Genomic DNA, 23,597 nt, shown 5'->3' on the forward strand with positions numbered 1-23,597 from the left:
GATACGGCACCATGGAGAAATGGCAGAACTGCCGGATCAGGTGCGCCGCAAGCTGGACGAGATCTTCGGGGACGCGCTGCCGTCCGTGACCCGCGACGAGCTGGCGGACGAGGAGCGGCCCAGCGCCCGACGGGCGGACGAGGAGTGGTTGAAGGCCAACCGGCCGCCGCATCACGTCGACACCGATTGACCACGCCCTCAGGTCACGCCTGGTGCCTGCCGTCCCCCTCCGTCGCGGCCTGCGCCCGGAGGAGGTCCCGGATCTCGGCGAGCAGCACGACGTCCGTCGGCTCGGCCGGGCCCGGCTCCTCGCCCCGCTTGCGCCGGTTCTTGAGCGCGTTGAGCGGCATCACGATCACGAAGTAGACGACCGCGGCGACGATGAGGAAGTTGATCGCGGCGGTGATGACGGCGGCGAAGTCGATGTACGCGCTGGGCTTGCCGGAAACCAGTTGGAGCCCGAGGCCCGGGCTCGTCGGCGGCGTGATCGTGTTGACCAGGGGCTGGATGATGCCGGCGGTGAACGCGGTGACGAGCGCCGAGAACGCCGCGCCGACGACGACCGCGACGGCCAGGTCGACGACGTTGCCGCGCAGGATGAAATCCTTGAACCCCTTGAGCATGTGCATCCCCCTCGGATGATCTCGATCATCGGAGGGTAACGGCCACCTGAGCGGAGAGCGACGCAGCGGCGACACGCGTCGCGATCTCCCTCGGCAGCGCCACGAGCACGAGACGGCCGCGACCTGCGGCGCCGCGTCCGTCGTCCGCCAGGACCGTGAGCACCACCGCATCGGCGGCGAGCAGGACCGCCTCGGCGCCGTCCGCGGCCGTGGTGACGACGTCCACCCGGCTCCCCGGCCCGAGCAGGGCCGCGACGTCCGGGTCCGCCAGTCGCACGGGAACCCCCGTTGCGTCGGGCAGCCCGGTCGCGCCGGCGGCGAGCGCGGGCCCGGCGAGGCGCAGGTCGGTGAGGGGTTCCCCGGCGCGGGCCGCGCCGGCCAGCACCCGCCCGTCGACGTCGGCCGTGGCGCGCAGCACCCCGGCCGGCACGAGATCGGCGGGCCAGCTGCGCAGGACCACGTCCGCGGCAGAGATCGTGGAGCCCGGCGGGAGGTCCCGACCGGCCACGACGACGTCGACGCCGGGCCTGGCGGGGGTCAGCGCGAGGATCCCGGCCAGCACGAGCAGCACGAGGGCGAGGCCACGACGGAGCACGGCCCTCAGCCGCCAGCCCGGGGCGTGCAGGAACTCACCGGCCCGATGCCGCCAGCGCGGCGCGATCCCGCCCACCCGTTCGTCCACCACTACCCCCTGCGCCTCGATCGTCGAAGGCTAGGGGTACGACGGTGCTGCGCACGGGGTCAGCGGCCGGCCTGTGGATCGTGGACAGGCCCTGTGGACAACTCCGGGTGTCCGGCACGTTCCGCCGTGGGGGCGCCGGGCGGGCGTGTCAGGATGCCGCGGCGGCGGGGAAGCTCGAGGTGCTGGCGGACTTCGTGTCCGAGGACGACGTCGAGCTCGACGAGGACTTCGACTCGGACTTCGACGACGAGCCGTCCGACGAGCCGGCGGACGAGTCCGAGCTCGAGGAGCTCGAGGAGCTCGAGGGGACGGCCCCGGCCCGGCTGTCGGTGCGGTAGAAGCCGCTGCCCTTGAAGACGATGCCGACGGAGGAGAAGACCTTGCGGAGCTTCCCGCCGCACTGCGGACACACCGAGAGTGCATCGTCGGAGAAGGACTGGACCGCCTCGAACCTGTGGTCGCAGGCGGTGCAGGCGTACTGGTAGGTGGGCACGGGATCCTCCGGGAACTGGCACTCCGAGACGGCGAGTGCCAGCATAACCCCCCCGGGTCAGTGGATGTTCCCCAGCGGAACGGTTCCGCGAACCGGCAGTACAGCCGCCGTCACGGGCACGTCGTAGGTGTCCGCCGGGAGAGCGTCGACCAGCTCGCCCTCGTGCAGCAGGACGGCGAGCGGGGTCCCCGGCCGCGTCCCGGGCAGGGTCCGGTCGTAGTAGCCGCCGCCCCGGCCGAGCCGGACGCCCCTCCGGTCCGCGGCCAGCCCCGGCACCAGGACGAGCGCTGCGCGACCGATCGCGCCGACCCCGAGCCGGGGGCCGAGCGGCTCGCGCAGACCCAGCGGACCTGCGCCGACGTCCTCCGGACCGGTGTAGCGCGCCCAGTCCAGCAGGCCGGGCGCGGGCGGGACGACCGGCAACAACACCTCGTGCCCCGCGGCCCGCAGCGCGTCGAGGAGGGCGGCCGAGCCGGGTTCCGACCCGATCGGGAGATAGGCGCAGACAGTCTCGCCGGCGCCCGCGGCGAGCGCCAGCACGTGCGGGCGCAACGCCTCGGCGTGGGCCGTACGGGTCTCCGGGGGAGGGCGCGGCGGGCGGCCATCAGCCGTCGCCGGAAGCCGCCTTGCGGTCGTCGCGGGTCCGACTGTGGGTCTTGTCACCCGATCCGCCGGTCATGGGCCGCCCTCCGGTGCCACCACGGGGTGGACTTCGCGTCGATCCTCGTCGAGATCCTCACCCTGTCGAGCGTGCCGTGGCACGTCGGTACCCGGGGCGCCGATAGGCTCGCCGACCATGAGCGCGCCCTCCGACATCCGCTCGGCCGTGGTTCCCGCCGCGGGACTGGGCACCCGGTTCCTGCCGGCCACCAAGTCCGTGCCCAAGGAGCTCCTGCCCGTGGTCGACACGCCGGGCATCGAGCTCGTCGCCGCGGAGGCCGCCGAGGCCGGCGCCGAGCAGCTGCTGATCGTGACCTCGCCCGGCAAGGAGTCCGTGGCCGCGTACTTCGAACCGGCGCCCGAGCTCGAGAAGAACCTCGAGGAGAAGGGCAAGACCGCGCAGCTCGCCGCGGTCCGCCGGGCGCCGTCGCTGCTGGCGGTGAAGACCGTGTACCAGTACGAGCCGCTCGGGCTGGGGCACGCCGTGGCGCAGGCCGAGCAGGCCCTCGCGGACGACGAGCAGGCCATCGCGGTGCTGCTGCCGGACGACCTCGTCCTGCCGACGGGGGTGCTCGGCCGGATGGCGCAGGTGCGGGCGGAGAAGGGCGGCAGCGTGCTGTGCGCCTTCGACATCCCCAAGGCGCAGATCTCGCCCTACGGCGTCTTCGACGTCTCCGACACCGACGACCCGGACGTCAAGCAGGTCCACGGGATGGTCGAGAAGCCCTCCGCGGAGGAGGCGCCGTCGACCTACGCCGCGGCCGGCCGGTACGTGCTGGACCGCGCGATCTTCGACGCGCTCCGCCGGATCACCCCGGGCAGCGGCGGTGAGCTGCAGCTCACCGACGCGGTCCAGCTGCTGATCGACGAGGGACACCCCGTGCACGTGGTCGTCCACCGGGGCGGGCGGCACGATCTCGGCAATCCGGGTGGCTACGTCCGCGCGTTCGTCGACTTCGCGCTGCGGCATCCGGACTACGGTGACGATCTGCGCAGCTGGCTCGCCGCGCGTCTGGAGGGTTAGCGAGGGTGCGGACGGTCGACGAGCAGCTCCGCCGGGTCCTGGAGATCGCGGTCCGGCCCGCCCCCGTCAGGGTGGCGATCTCGGACGCGCAGGGCCTGCGCAGCGCGGAGGAGGTCGTGACGGGGCGGCCGATGCCCGGTTTCGACCAGGCCGCGATCGACGGGTACGCCGTGCGGAGCGTGGACCTCTCGGGTGCCACCGAGGCGGAGCCCGTGAGCATCCCGGTCGTGGGGGAGATCCCGGCGGGATCGCGCCAGCCGCTGCGCCTGCAGCCCGGCCAGGCCGTGCGCGTCACGGCCGGGGCGCCGCTGCCCACCCTCGCGGACGCCGTCGTGCCGCTGGACAACACCGACGGCGGCTCGGCCCGCCTGCAGGTCTTCCGCGGCGTGCCCTCGGCGTCCTTCGTGCGCCGGGTCGGCGAGGACGTCCAGCCCGGCGACGTCGCCGTGCGCCGGGACGCGATCGTCGGCGCGGCCCAGGTCGCGCTGCTCGCGGCCGCCGGCCGGGACAAGCTGCTCGTGCACCCGCGTCCGCGCGTCTCGGTCGTCTCCGTCGGGGACGAGCTCGTCGACGTGGCGCGCCCGCCGTCGAACGGGCAGGTGCCGGACATCTGCTCGCACGCCCTCACCGCGGCCGCCCGGGAGTGCGGCGCGGAGACCGCGCGGGCCCGGACCGTCCGCTGCGACGCCCGGGAGCTGCGCGCGGCCGTGGAGGACCTGCTGCCCGTCAGCGAGATCATCGTCGTGGCCGGCGGGGCGGGCGGGAACGCCGGCGCCGAGGCCAAGGCGGCGTTCGCCGGGCTGGGCGAGATCGACGCGACCCGGGTGGCGATGCACCCCGGCTCGTCGCAGGCGTTCGTCCGGCTGGGCGGCGACGCCGTGCCCACCTTCCTGTTCCCGGCCCACCCGGCCACCGCGCTCGTCCTCTTCGAGGTCCTGGTCCGCCCGGTGATCCGGGTGGGGCTGGGCGCCGAGCCCCACCGCAAAACGGTCTCCGCGCGGCTCACCTCGCCGATCTCCTCGCCCGAGGGCCGGCGCTCCTACCTGCGCGGACGGCTGCTGCGTGAGCAGGCGACGGGGGACTACCTCGTGCAGCCCCTCGCCGTCGCGGGCACCCATCTGCTGTCCTCCCTGGCCGAGGCCAACGGCATGATCGTCGTGGGGGAGGACGTCATCGACGCGACCGTCGACGAGCGTGTGGACGTCGCCCTGCTCTCGTCGCGTCGTTGACGGGCCGGCAGGTGGCACACAGCCGGCCCGACCCGCGCCACGGCCTGCCGGAGAACGTCGGCCGGCACCCCGGCTGGCCCGCCGGGCTCGGTCCGCTACGGGTGCCCGCCGGTGTGGTCACGCTGCGCGGGGTGAAGCTCTCCGACGGGTCGGCCTGGTCGGAGATCCGGCTGCGGGACGAGCAGCACCTCACGCCCTGGGAGCCCACCACGCCCGGTGGCTGGGCCCGGCGCAACGCCCCTGTGGAGTGGCCCGGGCGCTGGTGGCTGCTGCGCGGCGCCGCCCGCCGGGGCGCGGCCCTGCCCTTCGCGATCCTGCTCGACGGCCGGCTGGTCGGGCAGGTGATGGTCGGCAACGTCGTGCGCGAACCCCTGCTGTCGGCCTACGTCGGCTACTGGTGCGACGCCCGGGTCAACGGCGGCGGGGTGACGACGGCGGCCGTCGCGATGGTCGTCGACCACTGCTTCACCGCCGTCGGGCTGCACCGGATCGAGGCCACGGTCCGCCCGGAGAACGGCGCGAGCCTGCGGGTGCTGGCGAAGCTCGGGTTCCGGCAGGAGGGGCTCTTCCGGCGCTACCTCGACGTCGACGGCGCGTGGCGGGACCATCTCTGCTTCGCCCAGACCGTCGAGGAGCTGCCGCAGGGCGGCCTCGCCGCGCGGCTCGTCGCCGAAGGGCGTGCCTCGCGCGTCTGAGGTCCCTGCGTGGATCTCGGCTGATCACGGTTGCATCACGGTCCGTATTCACGGACCGCACCCACTTGTACACCATCAGCCACCCCCGTCCCGGTGGAATCGTGGGAGATCCGGGTGACTACGGCGCGTCGCTTCCCTGATCCCGCGTTCGGGATCACTACCGTGAAGGTCCGGGCGTGATCTCTGCGGCGGTTTCTCGCGAGGTGATCTTCGCGGGGGCGCGGCAGGGGGACGTTTCGACTGCGCCGTTCGGGGGAGGAAGCAGCCGTGCCCAGCTCTCTGATCTTCGTGGGCCTCGTGGTGGTCTGGCTGCTCATCCTCGTTCCCGCGGTCGCACGGCGCCAGCAGGAGGTGGCCCGGCCCAGCGAGGCCGCTCTCGCCGGCCGGGTGCTCGCGCGGCCGGTGCGGCACCGGATCCAGGAGGTGGACCAGATGAACGAGTCCGACATCCCGACGGAGTCCCGGGCGGCACGTGCCGACACGACGCGGCCCGAGCCCGCCCAGGCCGCGGCGGCACGGGTCCCCACGGCCCGCGTCCCGGTCGCGGCCGGGGCACGGACCTCGGCGGCCCGGGCGGAGGAGGACGTCCTCGCACCTCCGGACCACGGCGACACCGACCGGGTCGAGGACCGGGACCTCCACGGCGAGCTGGACGACGAGCTCGAGCTCGACGCGCACGACGGGGAGCCCGAGGAGGAGCCTGCGGGATCGCGCGGCGTCGATCCCGCCGAGCGCCCCGGGGACGCGGAGGAGCGCGAGTGGCAGCGCCCGCCCGCCCGCTACCGTCCCGGCCGCGGCGGGTTCGACGCCGAGGCGGCCGCGCTCACCGCGCGTGCCCGCTACGCGTTCCGCCAGCGTGTCGTCATCGGCCTGCTGGTCGGCGCGGTGGCCACCGCGCTGATCGCCGTGATCGCGCTGCCCGCGCTGTGGTGGCCGCACGCGCTGATCGACGTCTCGCTCGTCAGCTACCTGGTGTACCTGCGACGCCAGGTCCGCATGGAGGAGGCGATCCGGGAGCGCCGGGCCGCGCGGATGGCCGGCACGCGGCGCCCCTCCGCGGCCGACGACCCCGAACTCGACGACTGGGCCCGTCGAGGCAAGGAGGCCGCCGCGCGGGCGCAGGACGACGGCTATGCCGGCTACTACGACTACGACGAGTCCGACGTCTCGGCCGCGGACGTCGACGAGGACCGGTCCGACGACGAGGCCGACGACGACGCCGACGACGAGGCCTGGACCACCGACGACGTCACACCCGAGCGCGTGCGCGGGACCGGTGAGCCGATCGGCGTCCTGCCCGCCCGCCGGCGCACGGCCCGCTCCGCCGACGAGGACCCCGCGGGGGCCGAGGTGGAGTCCGCCCTCCCGCGCCTGCAGCCGGCCCCGCCGCCACCGCTGCCTGCGGGAACGCAGCTCGTGGACGTCGACGAGGAGGAGGACGGCCTCGTCGCGGACGCCGGGACGGGGGCGAGTGCCTACCGCCGTGCGGCCGGTGAATAGCGGCTGATATGGTTCTTCCTGCCCGCCGGAAGACGGGCAGGCATGGGGCTGTAGCGCAGTTGGTAGCGCGTCTCGTTCGCATCGAGAAGGTCAGGGGTTCGATTCCCCTCAGCTCCACCACCACCCCCTCACAGACCGCCATCATCCGCGTTTCGGATGGTGGCGGTTCTCGTTTTCCGCCGACGGTGATCGCGATTCGGCGGCGGAACCTACGCCCCGGGTCCGTTCCGCCGCTCAGATCGTGACCAGGAGAGGTGAGCCCGCGTGACGACCCGCCGCACCCGGCCCGTGCTCGGGGCCGTCGCGCTCGTCGTCCTGGCACTGGCGGCGTTCGCCCTGGCGGACCCGTTCCACCTCCGCCTCGCGCCCTGGTACGCGGGCGTGCTCGGCACCCTCGCCGTCGTGCTCGTGACCCTGTGGATCACGCTGCGGGTGCGCCGCGGCCTCGTGCGGGTCCTGGTGGGCGGCGCCGGGCTGCTGGTCGCCCTGGTGTGGGTGGCGTTCAGCTGGCTGTCGATCAGCTTCCTGCCGGGCGAGGCCGTGCTGCGCGAGGTCCCGGCCCCGCCCGGTTCGCGGGTCCGGCTGGTGCTCGTCGAGAGCGAGACCCTCGCCGCCGACCCGGTCCGCTACTCGGTTCGCGTCCGGGCGGGCAGTGGGCCGTTCGAGCAGGATGCGCCGGTCTGGGTGGGGCTCTCGGAGGGCGCGGCGCCCACGACGCTCCGGTTCGGTGCCCCGACGGCGGCGGGCACGGTCGTCGAGGTCGTGGCGGGCGTGGACTGCGGCTATCGCTCCACCGTCGACGAGGTGACGCTCTCGGTGGACCCGGTGCACAGTCCGCTGCGGCTCGACGGCTGCTAGGCCCTTATTGTTCGACCGCCTGCGCGATCGCGCCCGGGGGGACCAGACCTGCGTCGCCGGGCTGGACCACCACCATCGTGAACCGCACGGGCTCCGCGCCCGCGCCGGAGTACCGGTGCGGCACGTGGGCCTGGAACATCAGCGTGTCCCCGGTGTCCAGCTCGTGCTCCGCCGTCCCGACCCGCAGGCCGAGCCGCCCCTCGAGCACGGAGAGCACCTCGGCGGTGCCCATGGGGTGTGCCTCGCCGTCGAAGGAGTCCCCCGGCTGCAACGTCCAGTCCCAGAGCTCGACGACGTCCGGCGGGTCCGTCCCGATCCGGAAGACCGCGGTGCTCCCGGCGTCGCTGCTCCACAGCGGCACCGCCTGCTCGGCGCGCCGCACGACCACCCGGGGCGCCGCGTCGCCGTCGACCAGCGACGCGACGCCCACCCGCAACGCCTCGGCCAGGTGCACCAGGGTGCCGATGCTCGGGTTGCCGCGGGCGGTCTCGATCTGGATCACCGTTCCGCGGCTGACGCCGGCGGCGGCGGCGAGCGCGTCGATGGTCATCCGCCGTCGGGTGCGGAGGGCCCGGACGTTGCGGCCGACGGCCGCCGCGACCTCATCGGAGGACTGCACGGGAACATTCTGCCGTACCAGGAAGGATATTCTGTTGAACCCCATGTTAGGTTCATCATCGTGTTCTCTGTAGTCCAGTCCGCTGTACCGGCCCCGTGAGCGCCGGATTCGCCGTCCCGTCCGCCGTCGCCTACGGGTTCGCGGACTTCGCGGGCGGCCTCGCCTCCCGTCGGGCTCCCGTCCTGGTCGTGACGGCCGTCGCGCAGCTCGCGGGTCTGATCCTGCTGGTCCCGGCGGTGTTACTGCTGCCCGGCGTCTTCAGCTGGTCCGCCGCGGGCATCGGGGCGCTGGCGGGTCTCGCCGGGGTCGGCGGCCTGCTGCTCTACTTCCGCGGGCTCGCCGTCGGGCCGATGGGCACCGTCGCGCCGCTCTCCGCGGTGGTCGGCGCGGGGCTGCCGCTGCTGATCGGGATCGTGGCGGGGGAGCGCCCCGGGGCGGTGACGATCGGGGCGATGGTGCTCGCGCTGGTCGCGATCGTGCTGGCCACGGCCGGGTCCCGGCGCGAGCCGGCGGCGCTGAGCGGGATCCTGCTCGGGATCGCCTCCGGGGCCGGCTTCGGGCTGTTCTTCATCGCCCTGGACCTCACGCCCGAGGACTCCGGGCTCTGGCCTCTCCTCGCGGGCCGGGCCACGTCGGTCACGCTGCTGGCGATCGTGCTGGTCGTCCGGCGGGCGGGCGTGCCGGCCAAGCCCGGGCTCATGGTCGTCAGCGGGCTGCTGGACACGGCGGCGAACGTGCTGTTCCTGCTGGCCACGCGGGTGGGATCGCTCGGGGTGACGGCGGTGATCGTCTCCTTGTACCCGGTCGCCGTCGTGCTGCTGGCCCGCGCGGTGCTGCGGGAACGGCTCACCGGCGTCCAGCTGACGAGCGTGGCGCTCGCCCTGGGGGCGTCGGTCCTGCTCGCGACGGGCGGCTGAGAACTCAGCGCCAGGACGGCAGCCAGAGCTCCGCCTGCCAGTGCTCCGGGGTGATCGGCAGCCCGACCAGGATGGGCCACAGCCAGGCGAAGTTCGCGACGGTCAGCCCCACCCACAGCGAGATGACCAGCAGGCCCGTCTGCCGTCGCTCGGAGGTCGCGGTCCGCGGCGCCCGGCCCAGGATGTCGCCCATGACCAGGACCGTCGCCAGCACCAGGAACGGCGCCACCGGCGTCATGTAGAAGAAGTACATCTGCCGGTCGATGTTGAGGAACCACGGCAGGAACCCCGCGCCGTAGCCGACCAGCACCGCGGCGTAGCGCCAGTCCGGCCGGGTGACCGCGCGCCAGACGCTCCAGAGCAGCACCGGGATCGCCGGCCACCACAGCGCCGGCGTCCCGACGAGCATGACCGCGCTCGTACAGTCAGCGGCGCCGCAGCCGCGGACGTCGGTGCCGGACTCGTAGTAGTAGAGCATCGGGCGCAGCCCCATCGGCCACGTCCAGGGCTTCGACTCCCACGGGTGCGGGCTGTTCGGCGGGGTGTCCAGGCCCTCGTGGAACGCGAGCACGTGCCCGCTGTAGTACCAGAGCGAGCGCAGCGCGTCCGGCAGGAACGACCAGGGACCGCCGGTACCGACCTGGTCCCCGACGGCGTGCCGGTCGACGCCGGTCTCGCTGCCGAACCAGGCCCACCAGCAGGACAGGTAGGCGATCACCGGGACGACCGCGAGGGCCCAGATCCCCGGCCCGACGTCGCGGCGCAGCGTCCCGACCCAGGGACGTTCGACGCCTGCCGCCCGGCGTGCCGTCGCGTCGAACAGGACCACGAGGAGCGCGAACGCGACCACCCAGTAGACGCCGGACCACTTGACCCCGCAGCCGAGCCCGAGCAGCACGCCGGTGGCGAGCCGCCACCAGCGCACCCCGAGCCGCGGGCCGAACGGCGAGTCCCCGATCCGCCCCTCGGCGACGACGACCGCCATCCGCTCGCGCACGTCGTCCCGGTCCCGGATGAGCGTGGCGAACGCGGCGAGCACGAAGAAGGCCTGGAAGGCATCGAGCATGCCGATCCGGGACTGCACGTGGCTCACGCCGTCGCAGATCAGCAGGACGCCCGCGATGCCGCCGAGCAGCGTCGACCCGGTCATCCGCCGCGCGACCCGGACGATCATCAGGATGCAGAGCGTGCCGCACAGTGCCGCGGACACCCGCCAGCCGACGCCGTCGTAGCCGAACGCCAGCTCGCCGAGCGCGATCAGCTGCTTGGCCAGCGGCGGGTGCACGACCAGCTCGTAGGCCGGGTTGTCCTCGACGCCGCCGTTGCCCAGCATCTGCCAGGCCTGCGGGACGTAGTGCTTCTCGTCGAAGACCGGGGTGCCGCCGTCCGTGGGGTAGCCCAGGCCGGAGAACCGCAGGATGCCGCCGAGGATCGTCAGCCCGATCGCGACCAGCCAGCCGCGCACGGTGTCCGTGGGGTGCGGCGGGCCGAGGCGGGGAGCACCGGGCTCCACCGCGGCGAGGGGTGGCGGGCTGCCGGCGGGCGCCACGCCGGGCACCTCGGAAGCGTCGACGACCGTCTCGGTCGCAGCCCGGGAGACGGTGGAGTCGCCCCTCACGCCGGTCGGTCGCATCGGGCCGATCGTAGGCTGCCGGGCATGGAACGCACGAACGCCGGTCGGCTGGTCCTCGCGGCCACACCCCTGGGCGACGCCCGGGACGCGTCGGCCAGGTTGCGCGAGACCCTCGCGACGGCGGACGTGATCGCCGCGGAGGACACCCGACGGTTGCGGCACCTGGCGAGCGCATTGGACGTCACGGTGACGGGAAAAGTGATCAGCCACTACGACGCCGTCGAGGCCGCGCGGATGCCCGGCCTGCTGGACGCGGTCCGGTCCGGCAGCACCGTGCTCGTGGTGAGCGACGCGGGGATGCCCGCGGTGTCCGATCCGGGGTACCGCCTGGTTGCCGCGGCCGCGGCCGAGGACCTGCCGGTGACGTGCCTGCCCGGCCCGTCCGCCGTGACGACCGCGCTGGTCCTCTCCGGCCTGCCGTGCGACCGGTTCTGCTTCGAGGGCTTCGCCCCGCGCAAGGGTGGCGAGCGCCGGGCGTGGCTGGGCACGCTCCTCACCGAGTCCCGGGCGGTGGTGTTCTTCGAGTCCCCGCGCAGGCTCGCGGACACCCTGGCGGACGCGGTCACGGTGCTCGGCGGGGAGCGCCCGGCTGCGGTGTGCCGAGAGCTGACGAAGACCTACGAGGAGGTCAAGCGGGGGACCCTCGCCTCGCTGCTGGAGTGGGCGGGCTCGGTGGAGGTCCGCGGCGAGATCACCGTCGTGCTCGCGGGCGCCGCGCCCAGCGAGGCCCCGACCGTCGAGAGCCTGGTCGGTGCGGTCCAGGAACGGGTGGCGGACGGCGAACGCCTCAAGGACGCGGTCTCAGCCGTGGCGACCGCTGCGGGGGTCCCGAAGCGGGACCTCTACAACGCCACCCTCACCGCCACCTGACAACGAGGCACGGACGTCTGCACCCCCTGAGTCCTTCGTCACTCGACCATCGTGGCGCAGCCGCTGGTAGATCCGGGCCCTCCGCCCGCCGGGTGAGCCGGTGGTGGGAGCGAATACGCTGGTCGCATGAGTTCCCGCGTGCTGACCGCCGTGGCGTGGCCCTACGCCAACGGCCCGCGGCACATCGGCCATGTCTCCGGTTTCGGTGTGCCCTCCGACGTCTTCTCCCGGTTCCGCCGAATGAGCGGGGACCGGGTGCTGATGGTCAGCGGCACCGACGAGCACGGCACGCCCATCCAGGTGCAGGCCGAGGCCGAGGGGCTGACCGCGCGGCAGCTCGCGGACAAGTACAACTTCGTGATCGCCAAGGACCTGCAGGGTCTCGGGCTGGGCTACGACCTGTTCACCCGCACCACCACCTCGAACCACTACGCCGTGGTGCAGGAGCTGTTCCTGGCGCTGTACAAGAACGGCTACGTCGTCCCGCGCACCACGATGGGCGCGATCAGCCCGTCGACGGGCCGGACGCTGCCGGACCGCTACGTCGAGGGCACCTGCCCGATCTGCGGTTACGACGGCGCCCGGGGCGACCAGTGCGACAACTGCGGCAACCAGCTGGATCCGGCGGACCTGATCAACCCCCGCTCGAAGATCAACGGCGAGGTCCCGAAGTTCATCGAGACCGAGCACTTCTTCCTGGACCTGCCCGCGTTCGCCGAGTCCCTCGGCGGGTGGCTGTCCACGCGCACGGACTGGCGGCCGAACGTGCTGCGGTTCGCCACGAACCTGGTGAACGACCTCAAGCCGCGCGCGATCACCCGCGACCTGGACTGGGGCGTCCCGGTGCCGCTGGACGGCTGGCGGGACCAGTCCATGAAGCGGCTCTACGTCTGGTTCGACGCGGTGATCGGGTACCTCTCGGCCTCGGTCGAGTGGGCCCGGCGCACCGGCGACCCGGACGCCTGGAAGCAGTGGTGGACGGACCCGGCGGCCAAGGCCTACTACTTCATGGGCAAGGACAACATCGTCTTCCACTCGGTCATCTGGCCGGCGCTGCTGCTCGGGCAGAACGGCGCGGGGGACCACGGGGGCGAGCCGGGCGCGTTCGGCACCCTGAACCTGCCGGACGAGATCGTGTCGTCGGAGTTCCTCACCATGAGCGGGTCGAAGTTCTCGACCTCGCGCGGCAACGTGATCTACGTCGGGGACTTCCTGAAGGAGTTCGGGCCGGACACGCTGCGGTACTTCATCGCCGCCGCGGGCCCGGAGAACCAGGACACGGACTTCACCTGGGACGAGTTCGTGCGCCGGATCAACTTCGAGCTGGCCAACGAGTGGGGCAACCTCGTCAACCGCTCGCTGTCCATGGCGCACAAGAACGTCGGCGCGATCCCGAAGCCGACCGCGCCCACGGACGCGGACCACGAGCTGCTCGCCGTCTCGAGGGCCGGGTTCGCCACGGTCGGCGACCTGCTGGGCCGCAGCAAGTTCAAGCAGGCGCTCGGCGAGGCCATGCGCGTCGTCTCGGCGGCGAACAAGTACATGTCCGACCAGGAGCCCTGGAAGCGCAAGGACGACCCGGACCGCCGGGACACGATCCTGCACACGGCGCTGCAGGTCGTGCAGGACGCGAACACGCTGCTCACGCCGTTCCTGCCGCACGCCGCGCAGAAGGTGCACGAGGCGCTCGGCGGCAGTGGCGTGTGGGCGGCGCAGCCGGAGATCCGCGAGGTCGAGGACCTCGGGGACGGCCCGTCGTACCCGGTCCTGATGGGGGACTACGACGCCGAGGCCGCGCGCTGGGAGTCCACGCCGATCGAGGTCGGCCGCCCGCTGGAGAAGCCGGCGCCGATCTTCCCGAAGCTGGACCCGAAGCTCGGCGAGACCGGCCCGGAGTGGGCCCCGATTGAGCGCTGACGCGCCCGTGCGCGGAAACCGTTGCCCTGGCGAGGTTTTCCGCGCACGAGCGGCGGAGCCGCAGTCATGAGGGAACGCCCCGAGCCGCCGGAGCCCCTGGGCGCCACCACCGTCGACGCGCACACCCACCTCGACGCCTGCGGCTGCGAGACGGCCGCGGACGTCGCGGCGGCGATGGACCGCGCGTCGGCGGTCGGGGTCACCCGGGCCGTCACGATCGCGGACGACCTGTCCGCGGCCCGCTGGGCGGTGCAGGCCGCACACTGGGATCCGCGGGTCGTCGCGGCTGTCGCGCTGCACCCCACCCGCACGGCCGCGGTGACCGACGACGAGTTCGCGGAGATCGAGCGGCTCGCGGCGGACCCGCGGGTGGTCGCGGTGGGGGAGACGGGCCTGGACTACTACTGGGACTACTCGCCGCCCGAGGCCCAGCAGGCGTCCTTCCGCCGCCACATCGACCTCGCCAAACGGCTCGGCAAGCCGCTGATGATCCACGACCGGGACGCCCACTCCGACGTCCTGCGGATCCTCCGCGAGGAGGGCGCGCCGGAGACGGTGATCTTCCACTGCTTCTCCGGGGACGCCGAGATGGCCCGTGTCTGCAGTGAGGCCGGTTACGTTCTGTCGTTCGCGGGCCCGGTGACCTTCCGTAACGCGAAGCCGCTGCGGGCGGCGGCGTCGGTGCCGCCGGACGATCTCCTGCTGGTCGAGACCGACGCCCCCTTCCTCACCCCGCACCCCCACCGCGGCCGGGCCAACGAGCCGTACTGCCTGCCGTGGACGGTGCGTGGCCTGGCAGAACTCCGTGGGGTGCCGGCGGATCGGCTCGCGGAGATCACCGAGCGGAACGCCGAACGGGTCTTCCGGCTCGGTGAGCTGCCGTCTGCCGCTCCGGATACGACGTCCACCGTGCCCGACCCTCGTTCGGCGTAGCGGACCGTCCATTCGGCGCTGCCGCCGTGTCGCGGCGTACGTGGGCCCGTCACCGCCCGTTACGGTTCTGTAATCGCTGAAAGCCGGGGTGGAGAACGCTCCCCAGCCAGGCGGACACGGTGTGGCCCGGGGCGTTCCCCCGAACCACCTGCCTCCGGGCCCACCGTGCTCGTCTCCTTCTCCTGCCCGGTCCGACGAGCGTCTGGATGCCAGTGGTCGACGTATCTGCGCGTGCGCGGCGGCACGCCGCCCGTGCCCGCCTCGGGCGCGACGCCGGGTTGCCCGTCGCCCCGGTGGACGAGGGATACCTGGATCAGGACGGCCCCGTCGGCCTCTTCACCGAGAGCGCGCCGTACCTCGAGCGCACCTACGTCGACGTCCCGGACTCCGCGATCTCCGGTCCGATCCCGGTCGTCGGTTCTCGGCACACCGCCCCGGACGACCGCCTCGAGGAGCTCGTCGAGGACCCGTTCACCGTGCCCTTCGACGCGGTGCGGGACGCCGCCGCGACCGGGCGGCTCCCGCGGATCACCGCGGACCTCTTCGCACCGGCCCGACGCCCCGTCGCGGACGGCCCCGCCCGGGACGTCGGCCAGGCCGACGCCCGGTACGACAGCCCGACCGGGGCCTTCGCGGCTGTTCCCGCGGACGCCGACGAGGACACCGCCACCGGTGCGCTGACCGTCGTCCCCGCCGCGGCGCCCCTGGACCCCGCCACGGACGTGTTCGCCGCCGTCGCCCCGAAGGCCGCCGTCGAGGCTCCCGCCGCGCCCGCGGTCGAGCCCGTCGAGCCGGAGCGGGCCGCCGCCCCGTCGCCCCGTCGGGCAGACCCGCCCGGCCGGGCCGCGACCCGTCGCCGCACCGCCCGCGGCGGCACCGGCGCCAAGGCCGTCGTCGTCGCCGTCCTGCTCACCCTCACCGCCTGCAGCACCGCCGCGCTCGCGATGGACAAGACGATCACGATCACGCTCGACGGGCAGGACCGGACCGTGCACACGTTCGCCGGCGACGTGAGCGGCGTGCTCGCCGCGGCCGGCGTCAGCACCTCCCCGCAGGACCGCGTGGAGCCCGCGCCCACCACGGACCTCGCGGACGGCGACCAGGTGATCGTGAACCGGGCCCGGCCGCTGACGCTGGTCGAGGGTTCGCAGAGCCGGCAGGTGTGGACCACGGCGTCGTCGGTCGACGAGGCGCTCAAGAACATGGGCATCGAGGTCCAGCCGATCCAGATGTCGACGGCCCCGGACGCCGTGATCCCGATGGACGGGCTGCACGTCCAGCTCAAGGTGCCGCGCAACGTCACCTTCACCGACGGCACCGGCGCCCAGGAGGCCCTCACCACGGACTCCGGGACGGTCGCGGGGCTGCTCGCCGAGAAGGGCGTCCAGCTGGGGCCGGACGACATCGCCGTGCCCAGCGGCGACACCCAGCTCACGGACGGGATGAACGTCCACGTCGTGCGCAACGGCGTCGGCGAGGTCGTCGAGGTCAAGCGGATCGAGCCGCCGACGCAGGAGATCGAGGACCCGGAGCTGCCCCGCGGCAAGCGCGAGGTCGTGGATCCCGGTAAGCCCGGCGAGCAGACCGCGGTGATGCGCGTCTACGTGCAGGACGGCCACGAGGTCCGGCGCGAGCAGATCCGCGGTGGCGCGAGCACAGCGCCCACCCCGCGGATCGTCAAGGTCGGCACCAACGACGAGCAGCCGCCGGAGGAGCAGGGGACCGCCACCGCCCCCGCGGTCTCCGACGCCGCGGCCTGGGACTCGCTCGCGAAGTGCGAGGCCGGCGGCAACTGGGCGATCAACACCGGCAACGGCTACTACGGCGGCCTGCAGTTCGACGCCTCGACGTGGCGGGCCTACGGCGGTACCGACTACGCGCCGCTGCCGCACCAGGCCAGCCGCGAGGAGCAGATCGCCATCGGCAGCAAGGTCCGGGACGACCGGGGCGGTTACGGCGCCTGGCCGGCCTGCGCCCGCAAGCTCGGCCTTCCCCGCTAGGCCCCCGCAGCGCGCGCGGCGCCGCCCGGGATGATGGGGCGGTGAGCACTCCCGAGCCTGCCGTGGACGACCGGTCGCGCCTCCTCGGCCCGGCCGAGGTCCGGACGCTGGCCGAGGGGCTGGGCATCCGGCCGACCAAGCGGCTCGGGCAGAACTTCGTGCACGACCCGAACACGGTGCGGCGCATCGTCCGCGCCGCCGAGCTCACCGCGGACGACGTGGTGGTGGAGGTCGGCCCCGGGCTCGGCTCGCTGACCCTGGCGCTGCTGCCGGCCGTCGCCGCCGTGCACGCCGTGGAGATCGATCCCGTGCTGGCCGGGGCGCTCCCGGGCACGGTCGCGGACCGCGCGCCGACGCTCGCGGACCGGCTGACCGTGACGACCGCGGACGCCATGCGGGTGCGCGCGGACCAGCTCACCGGGCCCACGCCCACCGCGGTCGTCGCGAACCTGCCCTACAACGTCGGCGTCCCGGTCCTGCTGCACCTGCTCGCCGAGCTGCCGGAGGTCCGGTGCGGGCTGGTGATGGTGCAGTCCGAGGTCGCCGAACGGCTGGCCGCCGGGCCGGGCAGCAAGACCTACGGCGTCCCGAGCGCGAAGCTCGCCTGGTTCGCCGGGGCCCGCCGCGCCGGGCCGGTGCCCCGGGCGGTGTTCTGGCCGGTCCCGAACGTGGACTCCGGCCTGCTCGCCTTCACCCGCCGGGAGCCGCCCACCGGGGTCGCGCGCGAGGACGTCTTCCGGCTGATCGACGCCGCGTTCGCGCAGCGTCGCAAGGCTCTGCGCTCCGGCCTCTCGGGGTGGGCCGGGTCCCCGGCCGCGGCCGAGACCGCCCTGCGCGCCGCGGGCATCGACCCGCTCGCCCGCGCGGAGACCCTGGGCATCGAGCAGTTCGCCGCCCTGGCCGCCGCCCGCTCCCCGGCCGCGTGACGCCACCCCGACCGCGTCGTGGAGCCACGACGCGGTCCAGGGGCAGATTTTTCACGTCGTCGCTCCACGACGCGAGGGGCGGAGGATCGACGCGCGCCGCGTGGCGGCCGAACGTATCGTCGTCACCTGCCTGTCCGGCGTCGTCGATCCGCGGCGCCGGTGGATCGAACCGACCACCTGGAGCTGTGCATGAGCACGCGCGACGCGCCGGACGCCGCCGCGGACCCGGGCGACGCACGGAGCCCGTGGCCGGCGCTCTGGGCGCTCGTCCTCGGGTTCTTCATGATCCTCGTGGACTCGACGATCGTGTCCGTCGCGACCCCGGCGATCATGGCCGGCCTCGGGGCGGGCGTCGACAGCGTCGTCTGGGTGACGAGCGCGTACCTGCTGGCCTACGCCGTGCCGCTGCTGATCACCGGCCGCCTCGGTGACCGCTTCGGCCCCAAGTACGTCTACCTCGCCGGGCTCACGATCTTCACCCTCGCGTCGCTCTGGTGCGGGCTGACCAGGGACATCGGCGGGCTCGTCGCGGCCCGGGTCGTGCAGGGGCTCGGCGCCTCGCTGATGACCCCGCAGACGATGGCGGTGATCACCAGGACCTTCCCGGCGGACCAGCGCGGCCGGGCGATGAGCCTGTGGGGCGCGGTCGCGGGCGTCGCGACGCTCGTCGGACCGATCCTCGGCGGGGTCCTCGTCGACGGGCTCGGCTGGGAGTGGATCTTCTTCATCAACGTGCCGGTCGGCGTGCTCGCCGTCGTGCTCGCAATCCGGCTCGTCCCGGTCCTGCCCACGCACGTGCGCCGGTTCGACCTGCTCGGCGTGGCGTTGAGCGCCATCGGGATGTTCCTGCTGGTCTTCGGGATCCAGGAGGGGCAGAGCTACGACTGGGCCCCCGGGGTGTGGGCGCTGATCGCGTCGGGCGTCGTCGTGCTCGGGGCGTTCGTGTTCTGGCAGTCGCGCAACCGGGCCGAGCCGCTGATGTCGCTGACGCTGTTCCGGGACCGCAACTTCAGCCTGGCCAACGTCGCGATCACCACGATCGGCTTCGCGGTCACGGCCCAGCTCTTCCCGATCATGTTCTTCGCCCAGGGTGTCCTGGGGCTCTCCCCGACGCGCTCCGCCCTGCTGCTGGTGCCGATGGCCGTCGTGTCCGGCGCCCTCTCGCCCTACGTCGGGAAGCTCACGGACCGGGCGCACCCGCGGTGGGTCGCCGGGTTCGGCATGGCCTGCTTCCCGGTCGCGCTGCTCTGGTTCGCGTTGGTGATGGGCCCGGCGACGCCGATCTGGCAGCTGCTGCTGCCGATGGCGCTGCTCGGCGTCGCCAACGGGTTCATCTGGGCGCCGGTCGGCACCACCGCCACCCGCAACCTGCCGATGGCCCAGGCCGGCGCCGGCGCCGGCGTCTACAACACCGCGCGGCAGGTCGGAGCGGTGCTGGGCAGTGCGGGGATCGCGGTGCTTATGCAGTCCCGGCTCGGCGCGCTGCTGCCCGGCTCCGGCGCGACCGACGGCGAGGTGGGGATCTCGAAGCTCCCGCCGCCGCTGCACGACGCCTACACGACGGCGATGGCGCAGTCCCTCGTGCTGCCTGCCGTCGTACTCGTCTTCGGGCTGGCCGCGGTGCTCGCCTTCGCCACGCCGGCGCATCTGCGCCGGGAGAGCGCCGCGAAGGAGACACAGCCCGTCGGGTGAGGCCCGCCACCGTCGGGCGGCAAGGACACGCACGTAGGGTTGAAGGGTGTTCTCCCCGCCCGACAGGTCACCAGCCGTGTGCCTGCGAAGATCAACCTGCACCTCGCGGTGGGTGGGCTCCGTGCGGACGGCTTCCACGACCTGGTGACGGTGTTCCACGCCGTCAGCCTGTTCGACGAGGTGACGGTCCAGCAGTCCGACGAGCCCGGGCTCGAGGTCCACGGCGAGGGCGTCTCCGAGGTCCCCGTGGACGACACGAACCTGGCCTGGCAGGCCGTGGACATGCTCGCCCGGCACGCGGACCGCGATCCGGACGTGCGCGTCGTGCTGCGCAAGGGGATCCCCGTCGCGGGCGGGATGGCGGGCGGCAGCGCGGACGCGGCGGGCACGCTGGTCGCCCTGTCCGCGCTCTGGAAGCTGGACCTCGGCCGCGAGGAGCTCGCGGGCTTCGCCGCCCGGATCGGCAGCGACGTCACGTTCGCCCTGCACGGCGGCACGGCCCTCGGCACCGGGCGGGGCGAACGGATCGTCCCGGTGTTGTCGCGGCACCCGTTGCACTGGGTGATCGCGCTGCACCGCAAGGGCCTCTCGACCCCCACCGTCTTCCGCGAGCTGGACCGGCTGCGCGGTGCCGACGAGCCGGCCGAACGGCCCGTCGAACCCGTCCTGGCGGCGCTGGCCGGCGGTGATCCGCGTCAGCTCGCGCTGTCCCTGGGCAACGACCTGCAGGCCGCCGCCGTCAGCATCGCGCCGGACCTGCGCCGCACCCTGCGCGCCGGGGTCAACGCCGGCGCGCTCGCCGGGATCGTCTCCGGATCCGGCCCGACCTGCGCGTTCCTGTGCGCCGACGCGGACTCCGCCGTCGAGGTGGCCGCCGAGCTCGCGGGCGTCGGCGTCTGCCGGACGGTGCGGGTGGCACACGGCCCCGTCCCCGGTGCCCGGGTCGTCGACCCCGGCGACGACACCGGTCCCACCGGCTCCCCACGACCGAGAGCGAAGGCCTGATGGCACGCGCCGGACAGAACCTGATCAACCTCGAATCCGTCACCGCGCACGTCCCGGGCGACGCCTCGCGTGTCCTCCTCGACGGCGTGTCCCTCGGCGTCGAGCGCGGCGAGCGCGTCGGCGTCGTCGGCCTGAACGGGGGCGGCAAGACCACCCTGCTGGAGGTGCTCGCCGGCCGGCGGGAGCCGCAGTCCGGCCGGGTCAGCCGGGTCGGCGGGCTCAAGCTGGCCTACCTGACCCAGGGCGACGACTTCCCGCGCGGCGCCCGGATCCGGGACATCGTGCTGCGCGACTACGGCGCCGAGCACGAGTGGGCGGCGGACCCGCGGGTGCGCGACGTCCTCGAGGGCCTCGGCATCAGCGACCTCGAGCGCACCGTGGACGGCCTGTCCGGCGGCGAGAAGCGCCGGGTCGCGCTGGCGGCGACGCTCGTCGGCGAGCCGGATCTCGTCGTCCTGGACGAGCCGACGAACCACCTGGACCTCGAGGGCGTCACCTGGCTGGCCGGGCACCTGCAGGAGCGGCGCTGCGGCGTCGTGGTCGTCACGCACGACCGCTGGTTCCTGGACACGGTCTGCACGCGGACCTGGGAGGTCGCGAACGGCCAGGTCGAGAGCTACCTCGGCGGCTACCAGGACTGGATCTACGCCCGCGCGGAGCGGACCAAGCAGTCGGACGCGGCCGAGGCCCGTCGGCGCAACCTGGCGCGCAAGGAGCTGGCGTGGCTGCGGCGCGGCCCGCCCGCCCGGACGTCGAAGCCGCGGTTCCGGATCGAGGCCGCCGAGGCCCTGATCGCGGACGTGCCGCCGCCGCGCAACACGGTCGAGCTGCTCGGCTTCGCGACGAACCGGCTGGGCCGCACCGTGCTGGAGCTCGACGAGGCCACCGTCAAGATCGCTGATCGCACCCTGCTGGACCACGTGACCTGGAAGCTCGGGCCGGGGGACCGGATCGGGATCGTCGGCGTGAACGGCTCCGGGAAGACGACGCTGCTGCGCTCGCTGACCGGCGAACGTCCGCTCGACGGCGGGAAGCGGGTCCAGGGCACGACGGTGCAGCTCGCCGAGCTCACGCAGGACCTCGTCGACCTGCCCAAGGAGATGCGGGTGCTGGAGGCGACCGAGGAGGTCGCCAAGTACGTGAGGTTCGGCAAGCAGGAGATGACGGCGTCGCAGGTGCTGGAGCGGCTCGGCTTCCCCGCGGCGCGGCAGTGGACGCCGGTCGGGAGGCTCTCCGGCGGCGAGCGGCGACGCCTGCAGCTCACCCGGCTGCTCATGGCCGAGCCCAACGTCCTGTTGCTCGACGAGCCGACGAACGACCTGGACGTCGACACGCTGTCCAACCTCGAGGACCTGCTCGACGGCTGGCCGGGCACGCTGATCGTGGTCAGCCACGACCGCTACCTGACCGAGCGGGTGTGCGACACGGTCGTCGCGCTGTTCGGGGACGGGAAGATCACGCACCTGCCGGGCGGGATCGAGGAGTACCTGCGCCGCCGGGCCGCCACGAGGACGTCCACCGCGACGCCGCGGGCGGCCGACGCCCCGTCGCCGCAGCCCACCGCGCAGACGGTGAGCGCGGCGGAGCAGCGGGCTGCGCGCAAGGAGGCGTCCCGGCTGGAACGCCGGATGACGCAGCTGACGAAGCAGGAGGCGCAGCTGCACGAGAAGCTCGCCGCCGCGGCGACGGACCCGGCGCGGCTCCTTGAGCTGGACGCCGAGCTGAAGGCCGTCCTCGCCGAGCAGGAGACGGTCGAGGTCGAGTGGCTCGAGGCCGCGGAGCGCGCCGAGGGGTGACGGCGCGCGAGCGTTGCCGTGCGCCGAGCAAAGGCCCCGCGACAGCAGCCTCCGCGCGCAGCCCGGTGAGGGCGTCGAGCCCCTCCCCCGGGGACACCGGCAGGTGTGCCGTGCCTGCGGACCGGGGGACACCGAGATCAGCGACGAAGCTCCTCCAGCAGGAACGCCTCGGCCCTCGCCCCCGTCGCGAACATCTTCAGGTCGAGGCTCTCGTCGATGCCGTGCCAGCGGCTCGCCGGGTCCCCGACCCCGGTGACCAGCACCGCGGCGCCCGGGAAGGTCCGCGCGAACTCCGCGATGAACGGGATGGACCCGCCGATCCCGGTCTCGACGGCCGCGTTCCCGAAGGCCTCGGAGAACGCGCGGCGGGCGGCGTCGTAGGCGCCGCCCCGGGCGTCGATGCGGAACGGCTCGGCGACGCCGCCGCCGGGGGTGATCTCCACGTGGGCGCCCCACGGGACGTGCGCCCGCAGGTGCTCGGCCAGCTTCTCCCGGCCGGCGACGGCGTCCTCGCCGGGCGCGAGCCGCATGCTCACCATGGCGCGGGCCCGCGGCAGCAGGACGTTCGATGCCTGCGCGACGGTCGGCGCGTCGATCCCGAGGACGGCGATCGCGGGCTTGTGCCACACCCGCTCCGGGATGCTGCCGGTGCCGAGCAGCTCGACGCCGTCGAGCATCCCGACGTCCGAGCGGAAGGTGTCCTCCGGCATGTCCGGGGCGTCGGAGGAGTTCTGCTGCAGCCCGGCGACGGCGACCTCGCCCTTCGCGTCGTGCAGGCTCGCGAGCGAGTGACAGAGTGCGGTGAGCGCGTCGCCGACCGGGCCGCCGAAGACCCCGGAGTGCACCGGGCGCTCCAGCATGGACACCTCGACCACGACGTCGACCAGGCCGCGCAGGCTCGTCGTCAGCGCCGGGACGTCGACGGCGGGGTTGGCGGCGTCCGCGATCACGATGACGTCCGAGGCGAGCAGCTCACGGTGCTTGCGCAGCAGCGCCGGGAGGGTCGGCGAGCCGGACTCCTCCTCGCCCTCGACGAACAGCGTGACACCCACCGGGGGCCTGCCCTCGTAGGCGCGGAGCACCGCGAGGTGGGTCATCACGCCGGCCTTGTCGTCGGCCGCGCCGCGCCCGTAGAGCCGGCCGTTCCGCTCCGTCGCCTCGAACGGCGGGCTGGTCCAGTTCTCGTCGCCGCCCGTCGGTTGGACGTCGTGGTGGGCGTAGAGCAGGACCGTCGGCTGGCCCTCCGGCGCCGGCCAGCGGGCGACGACGGCGGGCGCGCCACCCTCGGCCCGGAGGATCTGCACGGACTCCGGCCCGAGCGCGCTCGCGAGCTCGACGACCGCGGCCGCGCTGGCCTCGGTGTCCGCGGCGTGGGCGGGATCGGCCCAGATGCTCGGGATCGCGACGAGCCGCCGCAGGTCGTCGAGGGCGGAGGGGACGACGGCGTCGACCGCGGCCGCCACGCTGCTGCGAGAAGAGGAGCTGTTCGGCACACCCCCAGCTTAGGGTCTGTCCTGCGGTCTCC

Annotated in this window: 22 protein-coding genes and 1 tRNA gene; 16 read left to right on the forward strand and 7 right to left on the reverse strand. The window is 73.8% G+C overall.

Going from position 1 to position 23,597, the window contains the following annotated elements; genetic code table 11:
* Positions 1 to 19: 19 nt before the first annotated feature.
* Positions 20 to 190 carry a hypothetical protein gene (locus WBK50_RS02390; protein WP_341334017.1) on the forward strand — a complete coding sequence of 57 codons (171 nt, stop codon included), beginning with the start codon at positions 20 to 22 and terminating at the stop codon, positions 188 to 190.
* 13 nt (positions 191 to 203) lie between these two features.
* On the opposite strand, the gene mscL is transcribed toward WBK50_RS02390, so the two are convergent.
* The 4 genes from mscL to WBK50_RS02410 all read right to left on the reverse strand — a co-directional run bounded on the left by mscL (position 204) and on the right by WBK50_RS02410 (position 2,350).
* Entirely contained in the window at positions 204 to 623 is a 420-nt protein-coding gene (gene mscL / locus WBK50_RS02395; protein WP_341339267.1) for a large conductance mechanosensitive channel protein MscL, read from the reverse strand.
* 25 nt (positions 624 to 648) lie between these two features.
* Positions 649 to 1,305, reverse strand: coding sequence for an SAF domain-containing protein (locus WBK50_RS02400; protein ID WP_341334018.1), 657 nt, complete (start codon positions 1,303 to 1,305; stop codon positions 649 to 651).
* Between the two features lie 148 nt (positions 1,306 to 1,453).
* Positions 1,454 to 1,798, reverse strand: a complete 345-nt coding sequence (locus WBK50_RS02405; protein WP_341334019.1) for an FmdB family zinc ribbon protein — start codon at positions 1,796 to 1,798, stop codon at positions 1,454 to 1,456.
* A 57-nt stretch (positions 1,799 to 1,855) separates the two neighbouring features.
* Positions 1,856 to 2,350 carry a 5-formyltetrahydrofolate cyclo-ligase gene (locus tag WBK50_RS02410; protein ID WP_341334020.1) on the reverse strand — a complete coding sequence of 165 codons (495 nt, stop codon included), beginning with the start codon at positions 2,348 to 2,350 and terminating at the stop codon, positions 1,856 to 1,858.
* Positions 2,351 to 2,594: 244 nt separating this feature from the next.
* Between WBK50_RS02410 and WBK50_RS02415 the strand changes: the two genes are divergently transcribed.
* The 6 genes from WBK50_RS02415 to WBK50_RS02440 all read left to right on the forward strand — a co-directional run bounded on the left by WBK50_RS02415 (position 2,595) and on the right by WBK50_RS02440 (position 7,764).
* Positions 2,595 to 3,482 carry a UTP--glucose-1-phosphate uridylyltransferase gene (locus WBK50_RS02415; protein WP_341334021.1) on the forward strand — a complete coding sequence of 296 codons (888 nt, stop codon included), beginning with the start codon at positions 2,595 to 2,597 and terminating at the stop codon, positions 3,480 to 3,482.
* A 5-nt stretch (positions 3,483 to 3,487) separates the two neighbouring features.
* Entirely contained in the window at positions 3,488 to 4,711 is a 1,224-nt protein-coding gene (gene glp / locus WBK50_RS02420) for a molybdotransferase-like divisome protein Glp (RefSeq protein WP_341334022.1), read from the forward strand.
* A gap of 11 nt (positions 4,712 to 4,722) precedes the next feature.
* Positions 4,723 to 5,406 (forward strand): GNAT family N-acetyltransferase, encoded by a 684-nt coding sequence (locus WBK50_RS02425; protein WP_341334023.1) that lies wholly within the window; start codon positions 4,723 to 4,725, stop codon positions 5,404 to 5,406.
* A gap of 267 nt (positions 5,407 to 5,673) precedes the next feature.
* Positions 5,674 to 6,906, forward strand: a complete 1,233-nt coding sequence (gene sepX / locus WBK50_RS02430) for a divisome protein SepX/GlpR (RefSeq protein WP_341334024.1) — start codon at positions 5,674 to 5,676, stop codon at positions 6,904 to 6,906.
* A gap of 44 nt (positions 6,907 to 6,950) precedes the next feature.
* Positions 6,951 to 7,026 (forward strand) — tRNA-Ala (locus tag WBK50_RS02435).
* Positions 7,027 to 7,170: 144 nt separating this feature from the next.
* Positions 7,171 to 7,764 carry a hypothetical protein gene (locus tag WBK50_RS02440; RefSeq protein WP_341334025.1) on the forward strand — a complete coding sequence of 198 codons (594 nt, stop codon included), beginning with the start codon at positions 7,171 to 7,173 and terminating at the stop codon, positions 7,762 to 7,764.
* A gap of 4 nt (positions 7,765 to 7,768) precedes the next feature.
* On the opposite strand, the gene WBK50_RS02445 is transcribed toward WBK50_RS02440, so the two are convergent.
* Positions 7,769 to 8,383 (reverse strand): helix-turn-helix domain-containing protein, encoded by a 615-nt coding sequence (locus tag WBK50_RS02445; RefSeq protein ID WP_341334026.1) that lies wholly within the window; start codon positions 8,381 to 8,383, stop codon positions 7,769 to 7,771.
* Between the two features lie 95 nt (positions 8,384 to 8,478).
* On the opposite strand from WBK50_RS02445, the gene WBK50_RS02450 reads away from it, so the two are divergent.
* Complete coding sequence (locus WBK50_RS02450) at positions 8,479 to 9,300, forward strand: DMT family transporter (protein WP_341334027.1); 822 nt, start codon at positions 8,479 to 8,481, stop codon at positions 9,298 to 9,300.
* A gap of 4 nt (positions 9,301 to 9,304) precedes the next feature.
* Here the strand turns inward: WBK50_RS02450 and WBK50_RS02455 are convergent, their stop codons facing one another.
* Positions 9,305 to 10,933 (reverse strand): dolichyl-phosphate-mannose--protein mannosyltransferase, encoded by a 1,629-nt coding sequence (locus WBK50_RS02455; protein WP_341334028.1) that lies wholly within the window; start codon positions 10,931 to 10,933, stop codon positions 9,305 to 9,307.
* A gap of 24 nt (positions 10,934 to 10,957) precedes the next feature.
* Between WBK50_RS02455 and rsmI the strand changes: the two genes are divergently transcribed.
* The 8 genes from rsmI (at position 10,958) to WBK50_RS02495 (ending at position 22,072) form a co-directional block, all read left to right on the forward strand.
* Complete coding sequence (gene rsmI, locus WBK50_RS02460; RefSeq protein ID WP_341334029.1) at positions 10,958 to 11,803, forward strand: 16S rRNA (cytidine(1402)-2'-O)-methyltransferase; 846 nt, start codon at positions 10,958 to 10,960, stop codon at positions 11,801 to 11,803.
* A 126-nt stretch (positions 11,804 to 11,929) separates the two neighbouring features.
* A complete protein-coding gene (gene metG, locus WBK50_RS02465; RefSeq protein WP_341334030.1) occupies positions 11,930 to 13,720 on the forward strand; it encodes a methionine--tRNA ligase in 1,791 nt (596 codons plus the stop codon).
* A 66-nt stretch (positions 13,721 to 13,786) separates the two neighbouring features.
* Positions 13,787 to 14,653: a TatD family hydrolase gene (locus WBK50_RS02470; RefSeq protein WP_341334031.1), complete on the forward strand. Its 867-nt coding sequence runs from the start codon at positions 13,787 to 13,789 to the stop codon at positions 14,651 to 14,653.
* Positions 14,654 to 14,859: 206 nt separating this feature from the next.
* A complete protein-coding gene (locus WBK50_RS02475) occupies positions 14,860 to 16,653 on the forward strand; it encodes a transglycosylase family protein (protein WP_341334032.1) in 1,794 nt (597 codons plus the stop codon).
* 41 nt (positions 16,654 to 16,694) lie between these two features.
* Entirely contained in the window at positions 16,695 to 17,579 is an 885-nt protein-coding gene (gene rsmA, locus WBK50_RS02480) for a 16S rRNA (adenine(1518)-N(6)/adenine(1519)-N(6))-dimethyltransferase RsmA (RefSeq protein ID WP_341334033.1), read from the forward strand.
* A gap of 189 nt (positions 17,580 to 17,768) precedes the next feature.
* Positions 17,769 to 19,271, forward strand: a complete 1,503-nt coding sequence (locus WBK50_RS02485) for a DHA2 family efflux MFS transporter permease subunit (RefSeq protein WP_341334034.1) — start codon at positions 17,769 to 17,771, stop codon at positions 19,269 to 19,271.
* 39 nt (positions 19,272 to 19,310) lie between these two features.
* Positions 19,311 to 20,276 carry a 4-(cytidine 5'-diphospho)-2-C-methyl-D-erythritol kinase gene (locus WBK50_RS02490; RefSeq protein WP_341334035.1) on the forward strand — a complete coding sequence of 322 codons (966 nt, stop codon included), beginning with the start codon at positions 19,311 to 19,313 and terminating at the stop codon, positions 20,274 to 20,276.
* Positions 20,276 to 22,072, forward strand: a complete 1,797-nt coding sequence (locus WBK50_RS02495) for an ABC-F family ATP-binding cassette domain-containing protein (protein WP_341334036.1) — start codon at positions 20,276 to 20,278, stop codon at positions 22,070 to 22,072. The genes WBK50_RS02490 and WBK50_RS02495 overlap by 1 nt, the downstream gene beginning before the upstream one ends.
* Positions 22,073 to 22,209: 137 nt before the next feature.
* On the opposite strand, the gene WBK50_RS02500 is transcribed toward WBK50_RS02495, so the two are convergent.
* Entirely contained in the window at positions 22,210 to 23,565 is a 1,356-nt protein-coding gene (locus tag WBK50_RS02500) for a dipeptidase (RefSeq protein WP_341334037.1), read from the reverse strand.
* Between the last annotated feature and the right edge of the window lie 32 nt (positions 23,566 to 23,597).

Origin of the sequence: Pseudonocardia sp. T1-2H (assembly GCF_038039215.1) — a bacterium.
GTDB lineage: Bacteria > Actinomycetota > Actinomycetes > Mycobacteriales > Pseudonocardiaceae > Pseudonocardia.

What these genes read in the sequence shown, in the direction of transcription:
- WBK50_RS02495 (WP_341334036.1), top strand. Translation starts at nt 20,276, where the DNA reads ATGGCACGCGCCGGACAGAACCTGATCAACCTCGAATCCGTCACCGCG.
- mscL (WP_341339267.1), bottom strand. Translation starts at nt 623, where the DNA reads ATGCTCAAGGGGTTCAAGGATTTCATCCTGCGCGGCAACGTCGTCGAC.
- WBK50_RS02415 (WP_341334021.1), top strand. Translation starts at nt 2,595, where the DNA reads ATGAGCGCGCCCTCCGACATCCGCTCGGCCGTGGTTCCCGCCGCGGGA.
- WBK50_RS02485 (WP_341334034.1), top strand. Translation starts at nt 17,769, where the DNA reads ATGAGCACGCGCGACGCGCCGGACGCCGCCGCGGACCCGGGCGACGCA.
- rsmI (WP_341334029.1), top strand. Translation starts at nt 10,958, where the DNA reads ATGGAACGCACGAACGCCGGTCGGCTGGTCCTCGCGGCCACACCCCTG.
- WBK50_RS02470 (WP_341334031.1), top strand. Translation starts at nt 13,787, where the DNA reads ATGAGGGAACGCCCCGAGCCGCCGGAGCCCCTGGGCGCCACCACCGTC.
- WBK50_RS02475 (WP_341334032.1), top strand. Translation starts at nt 14,860, where the DNA reads ATGCCAGTGGTCGACGTATCTGCGCGTGCGCGGCGGCACGCCGCCCGT.
- WBK50_RS02455 (WP_341334028.1), bottom strand. Translation starts at nt 10,933, where the DNA reads ATGCGACCGACCGGCGTGAGGGGCGACTCCACCGTCTCCCGGGCTGCG.
- WBK50_RS02390 (WP_341334017.1), top strand. Translation starts at nt 20, where the DNA reads ATGGCAGAACTGCCGGATCAGGTGCGCCGCAAGCTGGACGAGATCTTC.
- metG (WP_341334030.1), top strand. Translation starts at nt 11,930, where the DNA reads ATGAGTTCCCGCGTGCTGACCGCCGTGGCGTGGCCCTACGCCAACGGC.